The sequence below is a fragment of the Nocardioides sp. GCM10023255 genome (genome assembly GCF_042653125.1).
GTDB lineage: Bacteria > Actinomycetota > Actinomycetes > Propionibacteriales > Nocardioidaceae > Nocardioides.
The window spans coordinates 436,404-453,584 of the sequence record NZ_JBHSHU010000010.1 but is presented as its reverse complement, the minus strand read 5'-3'; the positions used below and the strand labels follow the sequence as shown (position 1 = coordinate 453,584).

Annotated in this window: 17 protein-coding genes and 1 tRNA gene; 11 read left to right on the top strand and 7 right to left on the bottom strand. The window is 71.8% G+C overall.

The features are described 5' to 3' along the window. Nucleotides 1–137 precede the first annotated feature (137 nt). The 3 genes from ACFO9I_RS18840 to ACFO9I_RS18830 all read left to right on the top strand — a co-directional run bounded on the left by ACFO9I_RS18840 (nt 138) and on the right by ACFO9I_RS18830 (nt 2,762). Nucleotides 138–1,085: a tetratricopeptide repeat protein gene (locus ACFO9I_RS18840; RefSeq protein ID WP_379183647.1), complete on the top strand. Its 948-nt coding sequence runs from the start codon at nt 138–140 to the stop codon at nt 1,083–1,085. A 137-nt stretch (nt 1,086–1,222) separates the two neighbouring features. Beyond that, entirely contained in the window at nt 1,223–2,032 is an 810-nt protein-coding gene (locus ACFO9I_RS18835) for a PP2C family protein-serine/threonine phosphatase (protein ID WP_379183645.1), read from the top strand. 202 nt (nt 2,033–2,234) lie between these two features. Beyond that, nucleotides 2,235–2,762, top strand: coding sequence for a DUF3145 domain-containing protein (locus ACFO9I_RS18830; protein WP_379183643.1), 528 nt, complete (start codon nt 2,235–2,237; stop codon nt 2,760–2,762). 64 nt (nt 2,763–2,826) lie between these two features. On the opposite strand, the gene ACFO9I_RS18825 is transcribed toward ACFO9I_RS18830, so the two are convergent. The 6 genes from ACFO9I_RS18825 to ACFO9I_RS18800 all read right to left on the bottom strand — a co-directional run bounded on the left by ACFO9I_RS18825 (nt 2,827) and on the right by ACFO9I_RS18800 (nt 8,196). Continuing rightward, entirely contained in the window at nt 2,827–3,231 is a 405-nt protein-coding gene (locus ACFO9I_RS18825; RefSeq protein WP_379183641.1) for a hypothetical protein, read from the bottom strand. A gap of 100 nt (nt 3,232–3,331) precedes the next feature. Next, complete coding sequence (gene fabF, locus ACFO9I_RS18820; RefSeq protein WP_379183639.1) at nt 3,332–4,582, bottom strand: beta-ketoacyl-ACP synthase II; 1,251 nt, start codon at nt 4,580–4,582, stop codon at nt 3,332–3,334. A gap of 86 nt (nt 4,583–4,668) precedes the next feature. Beyond that, entirely contained in the window at nt 4,669–4,914 is a 246-nt protein-coding gene (locus ACFO9I_RS18815; RefSeq protein WP_379183637.1) for an acyl carrier protein, read from the bottom strand. Between the two features lie 56 nt (nt 4,915–4,970). Further along, nucleotides 4,971–5,972, bottom strand: a complete 1,002-nt coding sequence (locus tag ACFO9I_RS18810) for a beta-ketoacyl-ACP synthase III (protein WP_379183635.1) — start codon at nt 5,970–5,972, stop codon at nt 4,971–4,973. Beyond that, a complete protein-coding gene (locus ACFO9I_RS18805) occupies nt 5,972–6,895 on the bottom strand; it encodes an ACP S-malonyltransferase (RefSeq protein WP_379183633.1) in 924 nt (307 codons plus the stop codon). Before ACFO9I_RS18805 ends, ACFO9I_RS18810 begins: the two co-directional genes overlap by 1 nt. Nucleotides 6,896–6,981: 86 nt before the next feature. Then, nucleotides 6,982–8,196 (bottom strand): PucR family transcriptional regulator, encoded by a 1,215-nt coding sequence (locus tag ACFO9I_RS18800; protein ID WP_379183631.1) that lies wholly within the window; start codon nt 8,194–8,196, stop codon nt 6,982–6,984. A gap of 131 nt (nt 8,197–8,327) precedes the next feature. Here ACFO9I_RS18800 and ACFO9I_RS18795 point away from each other — a divergent pair, with 131 nt between their 5' ends. Beyond that, a complete protein-coding gene (locus ACFO9I_RS18795; RefSeq protein ID WP_379183629.1) occupies nt 8,328–9,278 on the top strand; it encodes an alpha/beta hydrolase family protein in 951 nt (316 codons plus the stop codon). 77 nt (nt 9,279–9,355) lie between these two features. Here the strand turns inward: ACFO9I_RS18795 and aceE are convergent, their stop codons facing one another. Further along, nucleotides 9,356–12,103, bottom strand: a complete 2,748-nt coding sequence (gene aceE, locus ACFO9I_RS18790; RefSeq protein ID WP_379183669.1) for a pyruvate dehydrogenase (acetyl-transferring), homodimeric type — start codon at nt 12,101–12,103, stop codon at nt 9,356–9,358. Between the two features lie 305 nt (nt 12,104–12,408). Between aceE and ACFO9I_RS18785 the strand changes: the two genes are divergently transcribed. From ACFO9I_RS18785 to ACFO9I_RS18755, 7 genes are all read left to right on the top strand, one after another. After that, nucleotides 12,409–12,852 carry a DUF3052 domain-containing protein gene (locus ACFO9I_RS18785; RefSeq protein WP_379183627.1) on the top strand — a complete coding sequence of 148 codons (444 nt, stop codon included), beginning with the start codon at nt 12,409–12,411 and terminating at the stop codon, nt 12,850–12,852. A gap of 45 nt (nt 12,853–12,897) precedes the next feature. Beyond that, on the top strand, nt 12,898–14,508 hold the full coding sequence (locus ACFO9I_RS18780; protein WP_379183625.1) for an AMP-binding protein: 1,611 nt from the start codon (nt 12,898–12,900) through the stop codon (nt 14,506–14,508). A gap of 69 nt (nt 14,509–14,577) precedes the next feature. Further along, nucleotides 14,578–15,042 (top strand): peroxiredoxin, encoded by a 465-nt coding sequence (locus tag ACFO9I_RS18775; protein WP_379183623.1) that lies wholly within the window; start codon nt 14,578–14,580, stop codon nt 15,040–15,042. 198 nt (nt 15,043–15,240) lie between these two features. Further along, nucleotides 15,241–15,312 (top strand) — tRNA-Val (locus ACFO9I_RS18770). A 103-nt stretch (nt 15,313–15,415) separates the two neighbouring features. Then, the gene (locus ACFO9I_RS18765; RefSeq protein ID WP_379183621.1) at nt 15,416–15,901 is read left to right on the top strand and encodes a DUF1269 domain-containing protein; all 486 of its coding nucleotides are present in this window, start codon (nt 15,416–15,418) and stop codon (nt 15,899–15,901) included. A gap of 52 nt (nt 15,902–15,953) precedes the next feature. Then, entirely contained in the window at nt 15,954–16,649 is a 696-nt protein-coding gene (locus tag ACFO9I_RS18760; RefSeq protein ID WP_379183619.1) for a DNA alkylation repair protein, read from the top strand. Nucleotides 16,650–16,755: 106 nt separating this feature from the next. Continuing rightward, nucleotides 16,756–17,157 (top strand): hypothetical protein, encoded by a 402-nt coding sequence (locus ACFO9I_RS18755; protein WP_379183617.1) that lies wholly within the window; start codon nt 16,756–16,758, stop codon nt 17,155–17,157. The last annotated feature ends 24 nt before the right edge of the window (nt 17,158–17,181 follow it).

Genomic DNA, 17,181 nt, shown 5'->3' with positions numbered 1-17,181 from the left:
AGCCTTTCAGCGCCGATGGTACTGCAACCGCGAGGTTGTGGGAGAGTAGGACGCCGCCGGACATACACTCCGTAGAGGCCACCGCAAGGTGGCCTCTACGCTATTTACCCCCGAACCGTCGAAGGAAGTGTGTGACCGTGGCCGATGACCGTCGCAGCAAGCGTCCCGCTGGCGATGGAGGTCGCAGCGCCGGCCCTCGTCGTGAGGGCCCCCAGGGCCGTGGGGGCAAGGGGTCGACGGACCGCTCCCGCGGGGACCGGCCCGAGCGCGCGTCGCGTGGGGACCGGCCGGACCGCGGCACGCGCGGAGAGCGTTCGGACCGCGGCTCGCGCGGGGAGCGTCCCGGCCGCAAGAACGACTGGAAGCGCCCCGCGGACAAGCAGGGTGACCGCACGGCCGAGCAGGCGCGGTACGACGGCCCGGACCTCCCGGAGGAGATCACCGGGCGCGAGCTGGACCGGTCGGTGACCGCGCAGCTCAAGGGTCTGCCGGAGAAGCTGGCCTCGCGCGTGGCGCGCCACCTCGCGGCGGCCGGCATGCTCGTGGACGAGGACCCGGAGACCGCCTACCAGCACACGCTGGCCGCCCGGGCGCGCGCGCCACGGTTGGCCGTCGTGCGGGAGGCGACGGGCGAGGCGGCGTACGCCGCAGGACACTACGCCGAGGCGCTGGCCGAGCTGCGCGCCGCCAAGCGGATGAACGGTGCCACGGCCTACCTGCCGATCATGGCCGACTGCCACCGGGCGCTGGGCCAGCCGGACCAGGCGCTCAAGCTCGCCAAGAGCCCGTCGGTGGTGAACTTCGCCCCGGAGGCGAAGGCCGAGATGACCATCGTCGAGGCGGGCGCCCGCCGGGACATGGGTCAGCTCGACGCCGCGCTGCGCACGCTCGAGCTGGCGCCGCTGAACTCCAAGAACCGCGCCTCGTGGGTGGTGCGCCTGCGCTACGCCTACGCGGACACGCTCGAGGCGGCCGGTCGCGAGACGGACGCGTTGGCATGGTTCCACCGGACGCACGCGATCGACGCCGACGAGATCACCGACGCAGCGGAGCGCGCCGAGAAGCTCGAGCGCCGCCAGGACTGATCCGGACCTCCGGTCAGGCCGGAGGATTGAGACACCGACCGGGTGGGCAGGCTGCCATCGACCGCCGCACCGCGGGGGTTGACCCCGCGTGTGCCACGGGGGTCTACTGCAGGTCTGTCCGCACGAGAGGGACGACGATGCTGAGATTCTCGGGAGCCGGTGTCAGCGACGTAGGTCGGGTGCGCGAGCACAACGAGGACTCCGCGTTCGTCGCGCCGTACGTCGCGCTGGTCGCCGACGGGGTCGGGGGAGCGGCCGCCGGCGAGGTCGCCTCGGCGACGACGGCGTACGTCGTCTCCGCGATGGCCCTGAGCCGCTTCGGCCAGGACCTCGAGGGGCTCGTCCGGGACGCCGTCGCCTCGGCCCGCGCCAGCCTCGTCCACGGCGTGCTGGAGGACGCGGCCCGCGATGGCATGGCCACCACGCTGTCGGTGGTCCTGTGCGACGGGCAGCGTGTCGTCCTCGGTCACGTGGGTGACTCCCGCGCCTACCAGCTCCGTGACGGCGTGCTGACGCAGGTGTCGCGTGACCACACCTATGTGCAGCAGCTCATGGACGGTGGCCAGCTGGATCCGGAGCGGGCGGCCGTGCACCCCTGGCGCAACGTGGTCCTGCGGTGCCTGGACTCCAACCCGGCCGGGGACGCTGTGACGGTGGACCTCGTCGAGCTCGACGTCCGTGACGGCGACCGGCTGCTGCTGTGCAGCGACGGCCTCACCGACCTCGTGGACGACGCCCGGATCGCCGAGGTGCTGCGGCTGCACGACCCCCACTCGGCCGCGGCCGTGCTCACCCAGTCGGCGCTCGTCGCCGGTGGCCGCGACAACATCACCTGCCTGGTCCTCGACGTGATCGACGGCCCGCTGGTGGTCGGGGACGGGATGCTGCTCGGGGCGGTGCGCGACGTCGCCAACGTGGTCGATCCGGCGGCGGTCCGCCTGGTCTGAGCGAGGCCGGCCAGCGGGTCGGTGGGGAGCGCGGCGCCCGGCCGACACGTTCCACCGAGTCTTCCGGTTTCGCTGGTGCTCAGGCGCCACATACGCCACAATGGGGTCACAACTTACACAGGTGTCACTCGACATCCTTCATGTCCAACGTGTCAGACCGCTGGGGAAGGCGTATCTCACGCCGGAGATGGAGGAGGTCACAGTGACCGCACGCACTGCCACCCGCCCGAACGGCTCCGCCACCCGGGGCATCCTGTATGTCCACTCGGCGCCGTCCGCGCTGTGCCCGCACATCGAGTGGGCCGTCGGGGGCGTACTAGGCGCGCCCGTGAGCCTGGACTGGACGCCGCAGCCCGCGCAGGCGGGGACCTACCGCGCCGAGCTGTCGTGGGCGGGCCCGGGGGGCTCGGCTGCCGCCGTGGCGTCGGCGCTGCGCGGCTGGAACCACCTCCGCTTCGAGATCACCGAGGAGCCCACGTCGTCCTCGGAGGGTGCGCGCTTCTCCTACACGCCCGAGCTGGGCGTCTTCCACGCCGTCACCGGCCTGCACGGCGACATCATGATCCCCGAGGACCGGCTCAAGGCGGCGGTCGTGAAGGCCGCGCTGGGCGACACCACGCTGCTGGTCGAGATCGACAAGCTGCTCGGCAAGCCGTGGGACGACGAGCTCGAGACGTTCCGGTACGCCGGCGACGGTGCGCCCGTGCGGTGGCTGCACCAGGTCGTCTGAGCGTCCCGGACCGACCCCGGCGGGGGGAGCCCGGCGGGGTGCCCGTCGGGCTGCGAGGCGAGGCTCAGGGCCGGCGGAGGCGGAAGTGCGACCGCTCGAGCCGGGTCCGGTGCTCGTCGTAGCCGTCGTACCAGGTCAGCTTGGCGCGGATGGTGAACCGTCCCGCCCTGGTGCTGTAGCGGCAGAAGCGGAACTTGCCGTGCCCGCGGCGCGGGTCGGAGTCGGAGATGAAGGCTCCGGAGGCGAGCCGCTCGCCGCGCGGGTCGATCAGGAAGGTCTCGAGCACCCAGTCGCCGGTGGGTGGCCGCACCCGGTAGTGGTAGCGGTAGTTGTGGCACCCGTCGCGCAGGATCCCGTCGGGCGCGCCCGTCCGTCCGTAGGACCTGGCCTCGGCCGGCACCGGACCCGTCACCACCACCAGACTGCTCAGGAGGGTGGACAGCAGGGCGAGGATCGCCGGGCGCAGCATGGGTCCCTCCCGAGGGCAGACAGAAACGGTGTGACGGGCGTCATGAGGTACAACGCCCGCCACACCGACTCGTTACGCCCCCGCTCCCGCGGGGAGGGGATCAGACGCTGCCGAACGCCACCGCGACGTTGGCGCCGCCGAAGCCGAACGAGTTGTTCAGCGCCGCGATCTGGCCCTGCGGCAGGTCGCGCGGCTTGGTGGCGATGTCGAGCTCGACCTGCGGGTCGAGGTTGTCGAGGTTGATCGTCGGCGGGGCGACCCGGTGGTGCAGGGCCATCACGACGGCGATCGCCTCGAGGGCGCCGGCGCCACCGAGCAGGTGTCCGGTCATGGACTTGGTGCTGGTGACCACCACGTCGTCGGCGTGCTTGCCGAGCGTCGCGTGGATCATCAGGCCCTCGGCGATGTCGCCCTGCGGGGTCGACGTGGCGTGCGCGTTGATGTGCACGATGTCGGCGGGGGAGATCTCCGACTCCTGGAGAGCACGGACGATCGCACGCGCTCCACCGCGGCCCGCGGGGTCGGGCTGGGCGATGTCGTGGGCGTCGGCGGTGATGCCGGCGCCGAGCACCTCGGCGTAGATCCGGGCGCCACGGGCCTTCGCGTGCTCCTCGGACTCGAGGACCAGCACACCGGCACCCTCGCCGAGGACGAAGCCGTCGCGGCCGGTGTCCCACGGCCGCGAGACCGTGGTCGGGTCACCGGGGTTCTTCGAGAGCGCCATCATGTTCGCGAACGCCGCCATCGGCAGCGGGTGGATCGCGGCCTCGGTGCCGCCGGCGACGACGACGTCGGCGCGGCCGAGCCGGATCTGGTCGACGGCCAGGGCGATGCCCTCGTTGCCGGAGGCGCAGGCCGACACGGGGGTGTTCACGGCGGCGCGGGCGCCGACGTGCAGGCTGATCTGCGCGGCGGGGGCGTTCGGCATCAGCATCGGGACGGCCAGCGGGGAGACCCGACGCGGGCCCTTCTCCTTGAGCGCGTCGTAGTTGTCGAGGAGGGTGTTCACGCCTCCGATGCCGGAGGCCATGGCGACGCCGATCCGGTCGTGGTCGAGCTCGCCGGCCTCCTGAGCGGCGTCGAGGCCGGCGTCGCGCCAGGCCTCCATCGCCGCGACCATCGCGAACTGCGAGGAGCGGTCGAGCCGGCGGGCCTTGACCCGCTCGAGGACCTCGGTGGGCTCGACGGCCACCCGGCCGGCGATCTTGACCGGCATGTCCGCGGCCCACTCGTCGGTCAGGGCGCGTACGCCGGAGCGTCCGTTCACGAGCGAGTCCCACGTGCTCGCGACGTCGCCTCCGACCGGGCTGGTGGTGCCGAGTCCGGTCACCACGACTCTTGTGCGGCTCATCTCTTCCTCACATCTCGACTGCTGCTGGCGGGCGCCGGCCACCTGGTCGGGGCCGGCGCCCCCGGGAACGGGCGCTGGAGGGCGGGTCAGCCCTGGGCGCGCTCGATGAACGCGACGGCGTCACCGACGGTCTTGAGGTTCTTGACCTCGTCGTCGGGGATCGAGACGCCGAACTTCTCCTCCGCGGCCACGACGACCTCGACCATGGACAACGAGTCGACGTCGAGGTCGTCGACGAACGACTTGTCGAGCTGGACGTCGTCGGCGTCGACGCCGGCGACCTCGTTGACGATGTCGGCGAGGTCGGCGCGGATCTCTTCGGTGGTGGCCATCTGGGGTGGTTCCTCTCGTTGGTGATGTGCAGTGGGTGGTGCGTCTGTGGGGCCGCTCAGGGGACGGTGACGACCTGGGCGGCGTAGGCCAGGCCGGCGCCGAACGCGATCAGCAGGGCGGTGTCGCCGCTCTTCGCGTCACCCTCCGCGATCATGCGCTCGAGGGCAAGGGGGATGGAGGCGGCCGAGGTGTTGCCCTGCTCGGCGATGTCGCGGGCGATCCTGACCCGCTCGGGGAGCTTCATGGACCGCGCCATCGCGTCGATGATGCGCATGTTGGCCTGGTGGGGCACGAAGACGTCGAGGTCCTCGATGCTGACACCGGCCCGGTCGAGCGCCTGCTGGCCTATCTTGGCCATGGCGAACGAGGCCCAGCGGAAGACGGGGTTGCCCTGCATGACGAGGTGGGGCATCACCGGGTCGGTCGAGGCGACGACGTCGCGCCAGTCCTCGCGCTGCCGGATCAGGTCGAACTGCTCGCCGTCGGAGCCCCACACGACCGGGCCGATGCCGGGCGTCTCGCTGGGACCGACGACCACGGCACCGGCGCCGTCGGCGAAGATGAACGCCGTGCCGCGGTCACCGACGTCGGTCAGGTCCGAGAGGCGCTCGACGCCGATCACCAGGACGTGGCGGGCGCTGCCGGCCCGGACGAAGTCCGAGGCCATCGCCACGGCGTGGCAGAAGCCCGCGCACGCGGCCGAGATGTCGAAGGCCGCCGCCTGGTCGGTGCCGAGCTCGTGCGCGATCGCGGTCGCCACGGCGGGCGTCTGCAGCATGTGGCTCACGGTGGCGACCACGACGCAGTCGATCTGCTGCGCGTCGATGCCGGCGCGCTCCAGGGCCTGCCGCGAGGCCGCCACCGACATCATCTGCACGGTCTCCTCGGGCGTGGCCCAGCGGCGCTGCTTGATGCCGGAGCGCTGCTGGATCCACTCGTCGCTGGAGTCGATCGCCTCGACGATGTCGGCGTTGGGGACGATGCGTGAGGGGCGGTAGGCGCCGACGCCGAGGATGGCGGCGTGCGGGGCGCCCTGGGAGGACTGGAAGGCACCCATCAGGAGGCTCCGTTCGCGTGCTTCTCGCAGAAGGCCCGAGCCTCGTCGAGCTGGTCGGGGGTCTTGAGGGCGAAGGTCTCGACGCCCTTGAGGTTGCGCTTGGCGATGCCGGTGAGCACGCCGGCCGGCGGCAGCTCGAGGACCCCGGTCACGCCGAGGCCACGCATGGTCTCCATGCACAGGTCCCAGCGCACCGGGTTGGCGATCTGGCCGACGATCCGCTCGAGGACCTCGGCGCCGTCCCGCACGACCTCGCCGTCACGGTTCGAGATCACCGGGATGGCCGGGGACTGCGTCGCCATGCCGGAGGCGAGCTTCTCGAGGTGACCGACGGCCGGTGCCATGTGCTCGGTGTGGAAGGCGCCGGCGACGCTGAGCGGGGTGAGCCGGGCCTTGGCCGGCGGGTCGCCGGCGAGGGCCTCGAGCTGCTCGCGGGTGCCGGCGGCGACGATCTGTCCCGGCCCGTTGTCGTTCGCGGGGGTCAGGCCGTGCCGCTGGAGCGTGGCGAGGACGTCGTCACGGTCGCCGCCGAGGACGGCGGTCATGCCGGTGGGGGTGGCAGCGGCGGCCTCGGCCATCGCGTTGCCGCGCTCGCGGACCAGCACCATGGCCTCGTCCGCGGTGACGGCCCCGGCGATCGCCGCGGCGGCGAGCTCGCCGACGCTGTGGCCGGACACGGCCCCGACGCCGTCGGCCGGGGCGAGCACGTCGAAGGCGGCCAGGCCGGTGGCGACCAGCAGCGGCTGGGCCACCCGGGTGTCCCGGATGGTCTCCGCGTCGGCCTCGGTGCCGAAGTGGACGAGGTCCAGCTCGGCGGCGGCGGAGAGCGGCTGGAACCGCGAGGCGAAGGTGGCGTCCTCGAGCCAGGGCGTGAGGAAGCCTGGCGACTGGGCGCCCTGACCGGGAGCGACGATGACGAGCACGACATCAACTCTGCCGTGCCGGGGCCGCTGCATCGCCTCGGGCGCGCACGAATCTGCAGGGGGGTTCTTTGTAGGTTTCCTACAAATCAGGCGGAGGGGGTGGCGGGCTCCTCGCCGCGACCCGACTGGCGACCGAGGACCAGCGCGATCTCGAGGGTGAACGCGTCGCGGGGCTGGGCAGGCGAGTAGCCGGTGAGGTCGGCGACCTGGCGCAGCCGGTAGCGGACCGTGTTGGCGTGCACGAAGAGCGCTCGTGACGCCGCCTCGATGGAGGCGCCGTGGTGGAAGTAGGCGCCCAGGGTCTCGATCAGCGTGCCCCTGGCCCGCACCAGCGGCAGGTAGACCTCCTCGACGAGGTACCGGCGGGCGTGGCCGTCGCCGGCCAGCGCGCGCTCGGGCAGCAGCTCGCTGCTGCGCACCGGCCGGGGCGCCTCGGGCCAGCCGGCGGCGGAACGGTGGGCCGAGACGGCCGCCCGCGCCGAGATGTGGGCGTCACCGAGGTCGTCGGCCACCGGGCCGACCACGACCGGCCCCTCGCCGAACAGGTGCACGACCGACTCGGCGGCGGCGCGCGGGTCGGTGACGCCGCCGAGGAGGACGACCAGGCGCTCGCCCTGGACCGCGCAGAGGGCGTCCATGTCCGCCGACCGCGCGCTGCGGCGTACCTCGTCGAAGAGGTCGGTCTCCGTGCGCTGCGCGGGCACCGAGCCGAGCACGACGGTCACGTCGCCGCGGGCGGTCCACCCCAGGGCGCTGGCCCGGGAGAGCAGCGTCTCGTCCGCCTCCGAGCGCAGCACGGCGTCGACGACGAGCGCCTCGAGCCGGGCGTCCCACGCACCGCGGAGCTCGGCGGCCCGGGCATAGACCTCGGCCGTGGCGAAGGCGACCTCGCGGGCGTAGCGGAGCACCGCGGCGTGCACGTCGGGGGCGTCCTCGGGGTCCACGATCGAGTCGATGTTGCTCTCCACCACCTCGATCGAGAGCCGGACCAGGTCCACGGTCTGCCTCAGGTTGATCACGCCGGCGAGCGCCCGGGGCGCAGCGCCGAACACCGAGGCGGCCACGGCGGAGCCCCCGCCGTCGTCGGGCTGCCCGCTCTCGAGGCGGTACCAGTCCACGAAGCCCCGGATGCCGGCCTGCACGATCAGTCCCACCCAGGAGCGGTCCTCGGCGCTGAGCTCCCGGAACCACCGCATGTCGGCCTCCATCCGGGCCATGGCGGAGGTGCTCATCGCGCCCGTGGAGCGCTGGAGCGCATCGGCCGCGCGCCTGCTGGGTACGACGGGCGACGTGGAGGGCACGGTTCGAGGCTAGTCGAACAGCCGATCCACGTGACACCCCGGTGAAATAAGGGTTTCAGGGTCCCGAACTGCAACCAGTTCTGGTTGAATCCTTCATCGAGCCGGGTCGTTCCGGCATTTCAGGAGGGTCGGTGTCCAGCACGCCGCACGAAGTCCAGTACGTCACGCTCCACGGCCACCGGCGCGCGTTCGTCAAGGCCGGCCAGGGGCCCGTCGTGCTGCTCCTGCACGGCCTCGGCTGCGACCACACGACGTGGGAGCCGGTGATCGACTCGCTGGCCAGGCGCTACACCGTGATCGCGCCGGACCTGCTGGGGCACGGCCTCTCGGACAAGCCGCGTGCGGACTACAGCGTGGGCGGTTACGCCAACGGCATGCGCGACCTGCTGACGGTCCTCGGGATCGACAAGGCCACCGTGATCGGCCACAGCTTCGGCGGTGGTGTGGCGATGCAGTTCGCCTACCAGTTCCCCGAGCGCACCGAGCGGCTGATGCTGGTGGCCTCCGGCGGTCTCGGTCCCGAGGTGAGCCCGGCGATCCGCGCCATCACCACCCCCGGGTTCCACCAGGTGATGGGCCTGCTGACGCTGCCGGGGGTGCGGCACGCCGGCAAGGCGGGGCTGCGCACCCTGTCCCGCGCGCCGTGGAAGCACACCCGGGACCTCGACGAGGTCGCCGAGATCTTCGACTCCTTCAAGGACCCGCACGCGCGGCACGCCATCCGGCACGTCGTCCGTGCCGTGGTGGACTGGCGCGGCCAGATCGTGACCATGGCCGACCGCGCCTACCTCACCGAGGCGATGCCGATGGCCGTCGTGTGGGGCCGCGACGACCGGGTCATCCCGGTGCGGCACGCCAGCAACGCGGCCGCGCTCGCGCCCGCGGCCCGGGTCGAGGTGATCCCGAACGCCGGCCACTTCCCGCACAAGGACCACCCGCACCGCTTCGCCAAGATCGTCCACGAGTTCATCCGCTCGACCCAGCCGGCGGCGTACAGCCGGGTGCGGTTCCGCAACCTGCTCAGGAACGGCCACGCCAGCGCGCGTCCGACCGCCACGGTCACGGCGCTCCCCAGCGCCTGAAATCGCCGAGTCGGCGTTGCTCGACGCCCTCGAGGGGGTCGAAGCAACGCCGACTCGGCGTGCGCGGGTGACTCGCGTCAGGCGTCGCCGCCCTCCTGCTTCACGCCGGCGACCGCGGTCGGGTCGTCGATGCGGTACTGCGCGAAGGCCTTCTCGACCGTCTCCCGCTCGACCTCGCCGGCGTCGGCGAGCGCCTGCAGGGTCTGCACGACCACCGACTGGGCGTCGATGTGGAAGTAGCGACGGGCCGCCGGGCGGGTGTCGGCGAAGCCGAACCCGTCGGCGCCGAGGACGCGGTAGTCGCCCGGCACCCAGCGCGCGATCTGCAGCGGGACGGCCCGCATGTAGTCCGAGACCGCCACGACCGGTCCCTGGACCCCGGCCAGCTTGTCGGCGACGTAGGCCGTGCGCGGGGACTCGCCCGGGTGGAGGAGGTTCCACTCCTCGGCCGCGGCACCGTCGCGGGCCAGCTCGTTCCACGAGGTGACCGACCAGGTGTCGGCCTGCACGCCCCACTCCTCGGCCAGGATCCGCGCCGCCTCCTTCACCCACGGGAAGCCGACACCGGAGGCCAGCAGCTGGACGCGCGGGCCCTCGCCGTCGGCGGTGGAGACGCGGTGGATGCCCTTGAGGATGCCCTCCACGTCGACGCCCTCGGGCTCGGCCGGCTGCTGCACGGGCTCGTTGTAGACGGTGATGTAGAAGATGACGTCCTCGCCGTGCGGGCGCGCCTCGGTGGAGCCGTACATCCGCTCGAGGCCCGACTGCATGATGTGGCTGACCTCGTAGGCGAACGCCGGGTCGTAGTGCACGACCGCCGGGTTGGTCGCCGCGAGCAGCGGCGAGTGTCCGTCGGCGTGCTGCAGGCCCTCGCCGGTCAGCGTGGTGCGACCGGCCGTCGCGCCGATCAGGAACCCGCGGGCCAGCTGGTCGGCCATCGCCCAGATCGAGTCGCCGGTGCGCTGGAACCCGAACATCGAGTAGAAGATGTAGAACGGGATCATGTGCTCGCCGTGCGTGGAGTACGCCGAGCCCGCAGCGGTCGCGGAGGCCATCGCGCCGGCCTCGGAGATGCCCTCGTGCAGCATCTGGCCCTGCTGCGACTCCTTGTAGGAGAGCAACAACTTCCGGTCGACCGACTCGTACTTCTGCCCGGCGGGGTTGTAGACCTTGGCGCTCGGGAACATCGAGTCCATGCCGAACGTGCGGTACTCGTCCGGGGCGATCGGCACGATGCGCTTGCCGATCTCCGGGTCCTTCATCCAGTCCTTGAGCAGCCGGACGACCGCCATCGTGGTCGCGATGGAGTTCTTCCCCGACCCCTGCTTGAGCTCGGAGTAGACGCCGTCGCCGGGCAGCTGCAGGCTCTTGGCCCGCACCACCCGCCGCGGGACGGACCCGCCGAGGGCCTTGCGCCGCTCCATCATGTACTCGATCTCGGGGGCGTTCTCACCGGGGTGGAAGAACGGCGCCGCGCCGGTCTCCTCGTAGGAGCGCTCGAGGTCGCGGTCGGAGATCGGCAGGTAGAGACGGTCCCGGAACCTCTTGAGATCGTCCTGGGTCAGCTTCTTCATCTGGTGGGTGGCGTTCTTGCCCTCGAGGGCGTCGATCGTCCAGCCCTTGATGGTCTTGGCCAGGATCACCGTCGGCTGGCCGACGTGCTTGCTCGCCGCGTCGAACGCGGCGTACACCTTGCGGTAGTCGTGGCCGCCGCGGGGGAGCTTGCGGATCTGCTCGTCGCTCATGTGCTCGACCATCTTGCGCAGCCGCGGGTCACCGCCGAAGAAGCTGTCGCGGATGTACTCGCCGCTCTCGACCGAGTAGGTCTGGAACGCGCCGTCCGGGGTGTTGTTCATCCGGTTGACGAGCACGCCGTCGACGTCGCGGGCGAGCAGCTGGTCCCACTCGCGGCCCCAGACGACCTTGATGACGTTCCAGCCGGCGCCGCGGAAGTTGGCCTCCAGCTCCTGGATGATCTTGCCGTTGCCGGTGACCGGGCCGTCGAGCTGCTGCAGGTTGCAGTTGATGACCCAGGTGAGGTTGTCGAGCTCCTCGCGGGCCGCGATCCGGATGGCGCCCAGCGACTCGGGCTCGGCCATCTCGCCGTCGCCGAGGAAGGCCCACACGTGCTGCTCGCTGGTGTCCTTGACGCCGCGGTTGTGCAGGTAGCGGTTGAACCGCGCCTGGTAGATCGAGTTGATGCCGGTCAGGCCCATCGAGACCGTCGGGAACTCCCAGAAGTCCGACATCAGCCGGGGGTGGGGGTACGACGGGAGGCCGGCGCCGGGTCCGTGCTGGACCTCCTGGCGGAACCGGTAGAGCTGCTCCTCGTCGAGGCGGCCCTCGAGGAACGCGCGGGAGTAGACGCCGGGGGAGGCGTGGCCCTGGATGTAGATCTGGTCGCCGCCGCCCGGGGCGTCCTTGCCCTTGAAGAAGTGGTTGAAGCCGACCTCGTAGAGGCTGGCCGAGGACTGGTAGGTGGCGATGTGGCCGCCGACCTCGAGGCCCTTGCGGTTGGCGCTGGACACCATGACGGCGGCGTTCCAGCGGATGAAGGCGCGGATCCGCCGCTCGATCTCCTCGTCGCCGGGGAACCACGGCTCGCGCTCGGGCGGGATCGTGTTGATGTAGTCGGTGCTGCGCAGCGCAGGCACGCCCACCTGGGTCTCCCGGGCGCGCTCGAGCAGCCGCAGCATGACGTAGCGGGCACGCTCGCGGCCGCGCTCGTCGACGAGGGAGTCGAAGGAGTCGATCCAGTCCTGCGTCTCGTCGGGGTCGATGTCGGGCAGCTGGGTGGGCAGACCCTCGTGGATCACCGAGGGGATGGAGCCGCTCCGCTGGGTGTCGGAGCCCGTGCCAGGACCAGTGCCTGAACCAGTGGTGGAGTCTTCGGTCACCGTCTCATCGTTGCACGCGTGCCGAGCACACGAAATTTACCCGGCGGTAGGTCCGTCAGGCGGGCGGCGTGCACGCCTGAGACGGGGGTCGGGACGGCTCCCGCGGTGTTTTGGTCCCCAACATCCTGCGGACACGGGTTGCGCCGGGGCACCACTTCCGCTGGACTACTCCACACCTTGCGACAACGCCACCCGGGAGCCGGGTGGCTGATCCGACGCGACTGGAGGATTCAGTGAGTTCGACCGCGGGTGGCGGGTCCACCCAGACTGATGGACCTGCTGCCGGTCCTGCGGACCGGCTGGGCTTCAAGCCCGGCATGGTCATCCAGGAGCTGGGCTGGGACAACGACACCGACGACGGGCTCCGCGTCGCGATCGAGGACCACATCGACGCCGACATGGTCGACGGCGACTACGGCAACGTCGTGGACGCGGTGCTCCTCTGGTGGCGCGCCGAGGACGGCGACCTGGTCGACGGCCTCGTCGACGCGCTGACCGACCTGGTGGGTGGGGGCGCCATCTGGCTGCTCACCCCCAAGGTGGGCCGCCCCAACTCCGTGGACGCCGCCGACATCGCCGAGGCCGCGCCGATCGCGGGCCTGTCCCAGACCACGACGGCGGCCGTCAGCAAGGACTGGCAGGCCACCCGCCTGGTGGCCCCGAAGACGCCCGCCTGACCTCGCGGCTCGTAACGCCGGGGGGCTCGCGCAGTTAGGAGCAGCGTGATCCGACAAGTCCTCGGCAGGGCGGCCGCCGCCGGCACCAGCCTCAAGGTCCTCACCGAAGCCGGGATCATCCGGCCCTACTCGCCGGTCGTGCTGGCCGGGATGGCGCGCGCCCTGCGCCAGTGGGGGACCGGCCCGGCGGGCGGCTTCACCGCGCTCGCGATCCGGGCTCCCCACCAGGAGGGCCTCGTCGACGAGCTGGGCTCGTTGACGTTCGGGGAGCTGCACCGGCGCTCCAACAGCCTGGCCCGGGCCCTGGCCGAGCGCGGCGTCTCGGAGGGCGACGGGGTCGCGGTCATGTGCCGCAACCACCGCGGCTTCGTCGACGCCAGCGTCGCCGCTGCGAAGCTCGGCGCCGACATCCTCTACCTCAACACCGCGTTCGCCGGGCCCCAGCTGGTCGACGTCCTGGAGCGGGAGAAGCCCACCGCGGTGATCCACGACCAGGAGTTCACCGAGCTCCTCGCCGGTGCGGACATGCAGCACCGGATCGTGGCCTGGACCGACGGCGAGGTCGACGCCGAGACGCTCGAGGACCTGATCGACGCGCACCCCGGCGACGACCTCGAACCGCCCGAGCGGCACTCCCGCATCGTGATCCTCACCTCCGGCACCACCGGCACCCCCAAGGGCGCGCCGCGCAACGAGGCCGGCATCGACGCGGCCGTCTCCCTGCTCTCGCGAATGCCGCTGCGCCACGGCTGGCGCACCCACATCGCCGCCCCGCTGTTCCACACCTGGGGGTTCGCCCACCTCGCGATGGCCATGCTGCTCGGATCCACGGTGGTGCTGCGGCGCCGCTTCGACCCCGAGGAGTGCCTGCGGGTCACCGAGGCGGAGCGGTGCGACTCGCTCGCCGTGATCCCCGTGATGCTGCAGCGCATCATGGCGCTGCCGGAGGAGACGCTGGCGAAGCACGACCTCTCCACGGTCAAGGTCGTCGCGGCGTCCGGCTCAGCGCTGCCCGGCGACCTCGCCCTGGACTGGATGGACCACTTCGGCGACAACCTCTACAACATCTACGGCTCGACCGAGGTCGCCTACGCCTCGATCGCCACCCCGGTCGACCTGCGGGAGGCCCCGTCGTCCGCCGGCCGGCCGCCGTGGGCGACGACGGTCAAGATCCTCGACCCCGACGGCAAGGAGCTGCCGCACGGCGAGGCCGGCCGGATCTTCGTCGGCAACGGGCTGCTCTTCGAGGGCTACACCGGCGGCGGGCACAAGGAGGTCGTCGACGGGCTGATGTCCAGCGGCGACGTCGGCCGGATCGGCGACGACGGCCGGCTCTACGTCGAGGGCCGCGACGACGAGATGATCGTCTCCGGCGGGGAGAACGTCTTCCCCAAGGAGGTCGAGGACTGCCTGGCCCGGCACGAGGCGGTGGCCGAGGTGGCCGCGATCGGGGTCGACGACGACGACTACGGCAAGCGGCTGCGCGCGTTCGTCTCGCTCAAGGACGGCAGCTCGGCGACCGAGGACGACCTCAAGGCGTGGGTGAAGAAGAACCTCGCCCGCTACAAGGTGCCGCGCGACATCGTCTTCCTGGACGAGCTGCCCCGCAACGCGACCGGCAAGGTGCTCAAGAAGGACCTGGTGCAGCACGACTGAGCGCCGTACCGCCCGATCGGCGGCCTCCGGCGTGGGTCTGTCGGGGGCGGGTGCAAGGATGGCGGCATCATGAGTGAGCTCTCCCCGGGCGGTCCGGCGCCCGACTTCACCCTGCGCGACCAGTTCGGGCAGGACGTGTCGCTGTCCTCGTTCCGCGGCCGCAAGGCGGTCGCCCTCGTGTTCTACCCCTACGCCTTCTCCGGGGTCTGCCAGGGCGAGATGGCCCAGATCCGGGACCGGCTCGCCGAGTTCATGACCTTCGACACCGAGATCCTCGGCATCTCGTGCGACCCCGTCTACTCGTTGCGTGCCTTCGCCGACCAGGACGGGCTCAACTTCCCGCTCCTCTCGGACTTCTGGCCGCACGGCGAGGTCTGCCGGGCCTATGGGGTCTTCGACGAGAAGAAGGGTTGCGCCCGGAGGTCGTCCTACGTCATCGACAAGGAGGGCGTGGTCCGCTGGGCGGTGCACAACGCCATGCCCGAGGGACGCGACCTCGACGAGCACCTCAAGCAGCTGCTGGCGGCCGCGTAGCCCGTCGCGCCGGTCTGGACAAGGTACGGCGACCTTCAACGACTTCTCCGGATTTCGCTGACAGGGCTTGGGTGGCACCCGTAGTCTTGTCCTCGTCGAACCGCTGGTGACCCGAGACGCCAGCGGTTCGACTCATTTCGGCACCTGGTCCCGTGTTCGCGGGCAGGGCTCTCGCTCGCTACTCTGTGCGGGCTTCGAGGGCGTATAGCTCAGCGGTAGAGCGGTCGGCTTACACCCGGCTGGTCGGGGGTTCGATCCCCTCTGCGCCCACTCCTGCGCGGCCACCGGTGCTGCGTCTCATGCACGGCGGACGATCCGCCGGCACGGCCCGACGGCGTACCTTCCGGGGATCTCATCGGCCGAGGAGGGCGTCATGACCGCATTCACCGTGTGGAAGTTCGAGAGTCCCGAGGGTGCGCAGCACGCGGAGTCGTTGCTCGAGGGCGCTCAGGCCGACCACCTGGTCAGGATCGTCGACCATGCCGTCATCTCGTGGCCGCTCGGCGCCAAGCACCCCACGATGCAGCACGGCCGCGAGGAGACCAAGCGCGGAGCAGGCTGGGGTGCGCTCTGGGGACTGCTGGTCGGAGCGCTCTTCACGGTGCCCGTGCTCGGTGTCGCTGCCGGAGCCGCGTTGGGAGCCTTCAGCAAGGCGACCCAGGGGCTCGGCATCACCGAGGAGCAGCTCGAGCTGATCCGCGGCGAGGTGGTCGAGGGGACCTCGGCGCTGTTCGTGGTCACCGAGGAAGGGAACCTCGACCGGGTCGCGGAGCGCTTCCGAGGCGTGCACACCAAGCTCGTGGACTCCAACCTGACCGAGGCCGAGCGGGCCAGGCTGCTCGAAGCGTTCGGCGAGTGAGGAGAGCGGCCACCGCGGCCGCTCGTCGTCGTACCGCCACTACTCTGCGCGGGTGGACGCAGCCGACCTCACCCTCGTCGCCGCGGTCCGGCAGGCGCTGGCCGGCGCCGGGGACCCCGAGCGGGCGGTGGCGCAGCAGCGGTACATGAAGTCCGAGATGCCGTTCCACGGGATCAGCTCGCCCCAGCTCAAGGCACTGCTCAGGCCGCTGCTGGCGACGTACGCACCCGCGTCGCGTGCCGAGTGGGAGGCGACGGTGCGGACGCTGTGGGACGGGGCCACGCACCGTGAGGAGAGGTACGCCGCGCTGGCGCTGGCCGAGCACCGCCGGGCCCGCGCGTGGCGCGACCCCGCGCTGGTGCCGCTCGTGGAGCACCTCGTGAGGACCGGCGCCTGGTGGGACCTCGTCGACGACGTGGCTGTGCACCTCGCCGGCGCCGTGCTCGCCGGGCACCCGGACGAGATGGGCCCGGTGGTGCGGGCCTGGGCGAACGCGGACGACCTGTGGCTGCGGCGCACGGCCGTCATCTGCCAGCTGGGGCGCCGCGACGCGACCGACCTCGACCTGCTGCGGCACGCGGTCGAGGCGAACGTCGACGACACGTCGTTCTGGCTGCGCAAGGCCATCGGCTGGGCGCTGCGCGACCTCGCCCGGACCGACCCGGACTGGGTGCGCGCCGAGGTGGACCGGCTCGACGGCCGGCTCTCGGGCCTGTCCCGGCGCGAGGCGCTCAAGCACCTGTCCTGAGGTGGTGAGAGGGCTCTCATCGCGGGCTCACGGCCGGCTCACCGCCACCCGGCACCGTCCTTCTCGACAGCACACGAGGGCCTCGGCCCGGACGAGAGGACACACCATGAACAAGCTGCTGACCATCGCGTCGACGGGCATCGCCGGGCTCCTCACCGCGGGGGTGGTCGGCACCGCGGTTCCGACGGCGTTCGCCCACGGGGGCGACGACTCGTCCACGGTCACGCGGACCGCCGACGACCGGGGCCGTGACCACGCCGAGGACGGGGCCCATCACGGCGGCCGGCACCACGAGGCCGGCGACGACCACGGGCGCCACCACGGTGGGCGCCACCACGGTGGGCGCCACCACGGTGGCGACGACGGTCGGCGGGACGACCGCGGTCGTGACCACGCCGAGGACGGGGCCCACCACGGCGGCCGGCACCACGAGGCGGGTGACGACCACGGTGGCCACCACGAGGGCGGGGACGACCACGGCGGGGGTGGCCACGGCTCCGACGACTGAGCCGCCGACGACCCCACCCGACGA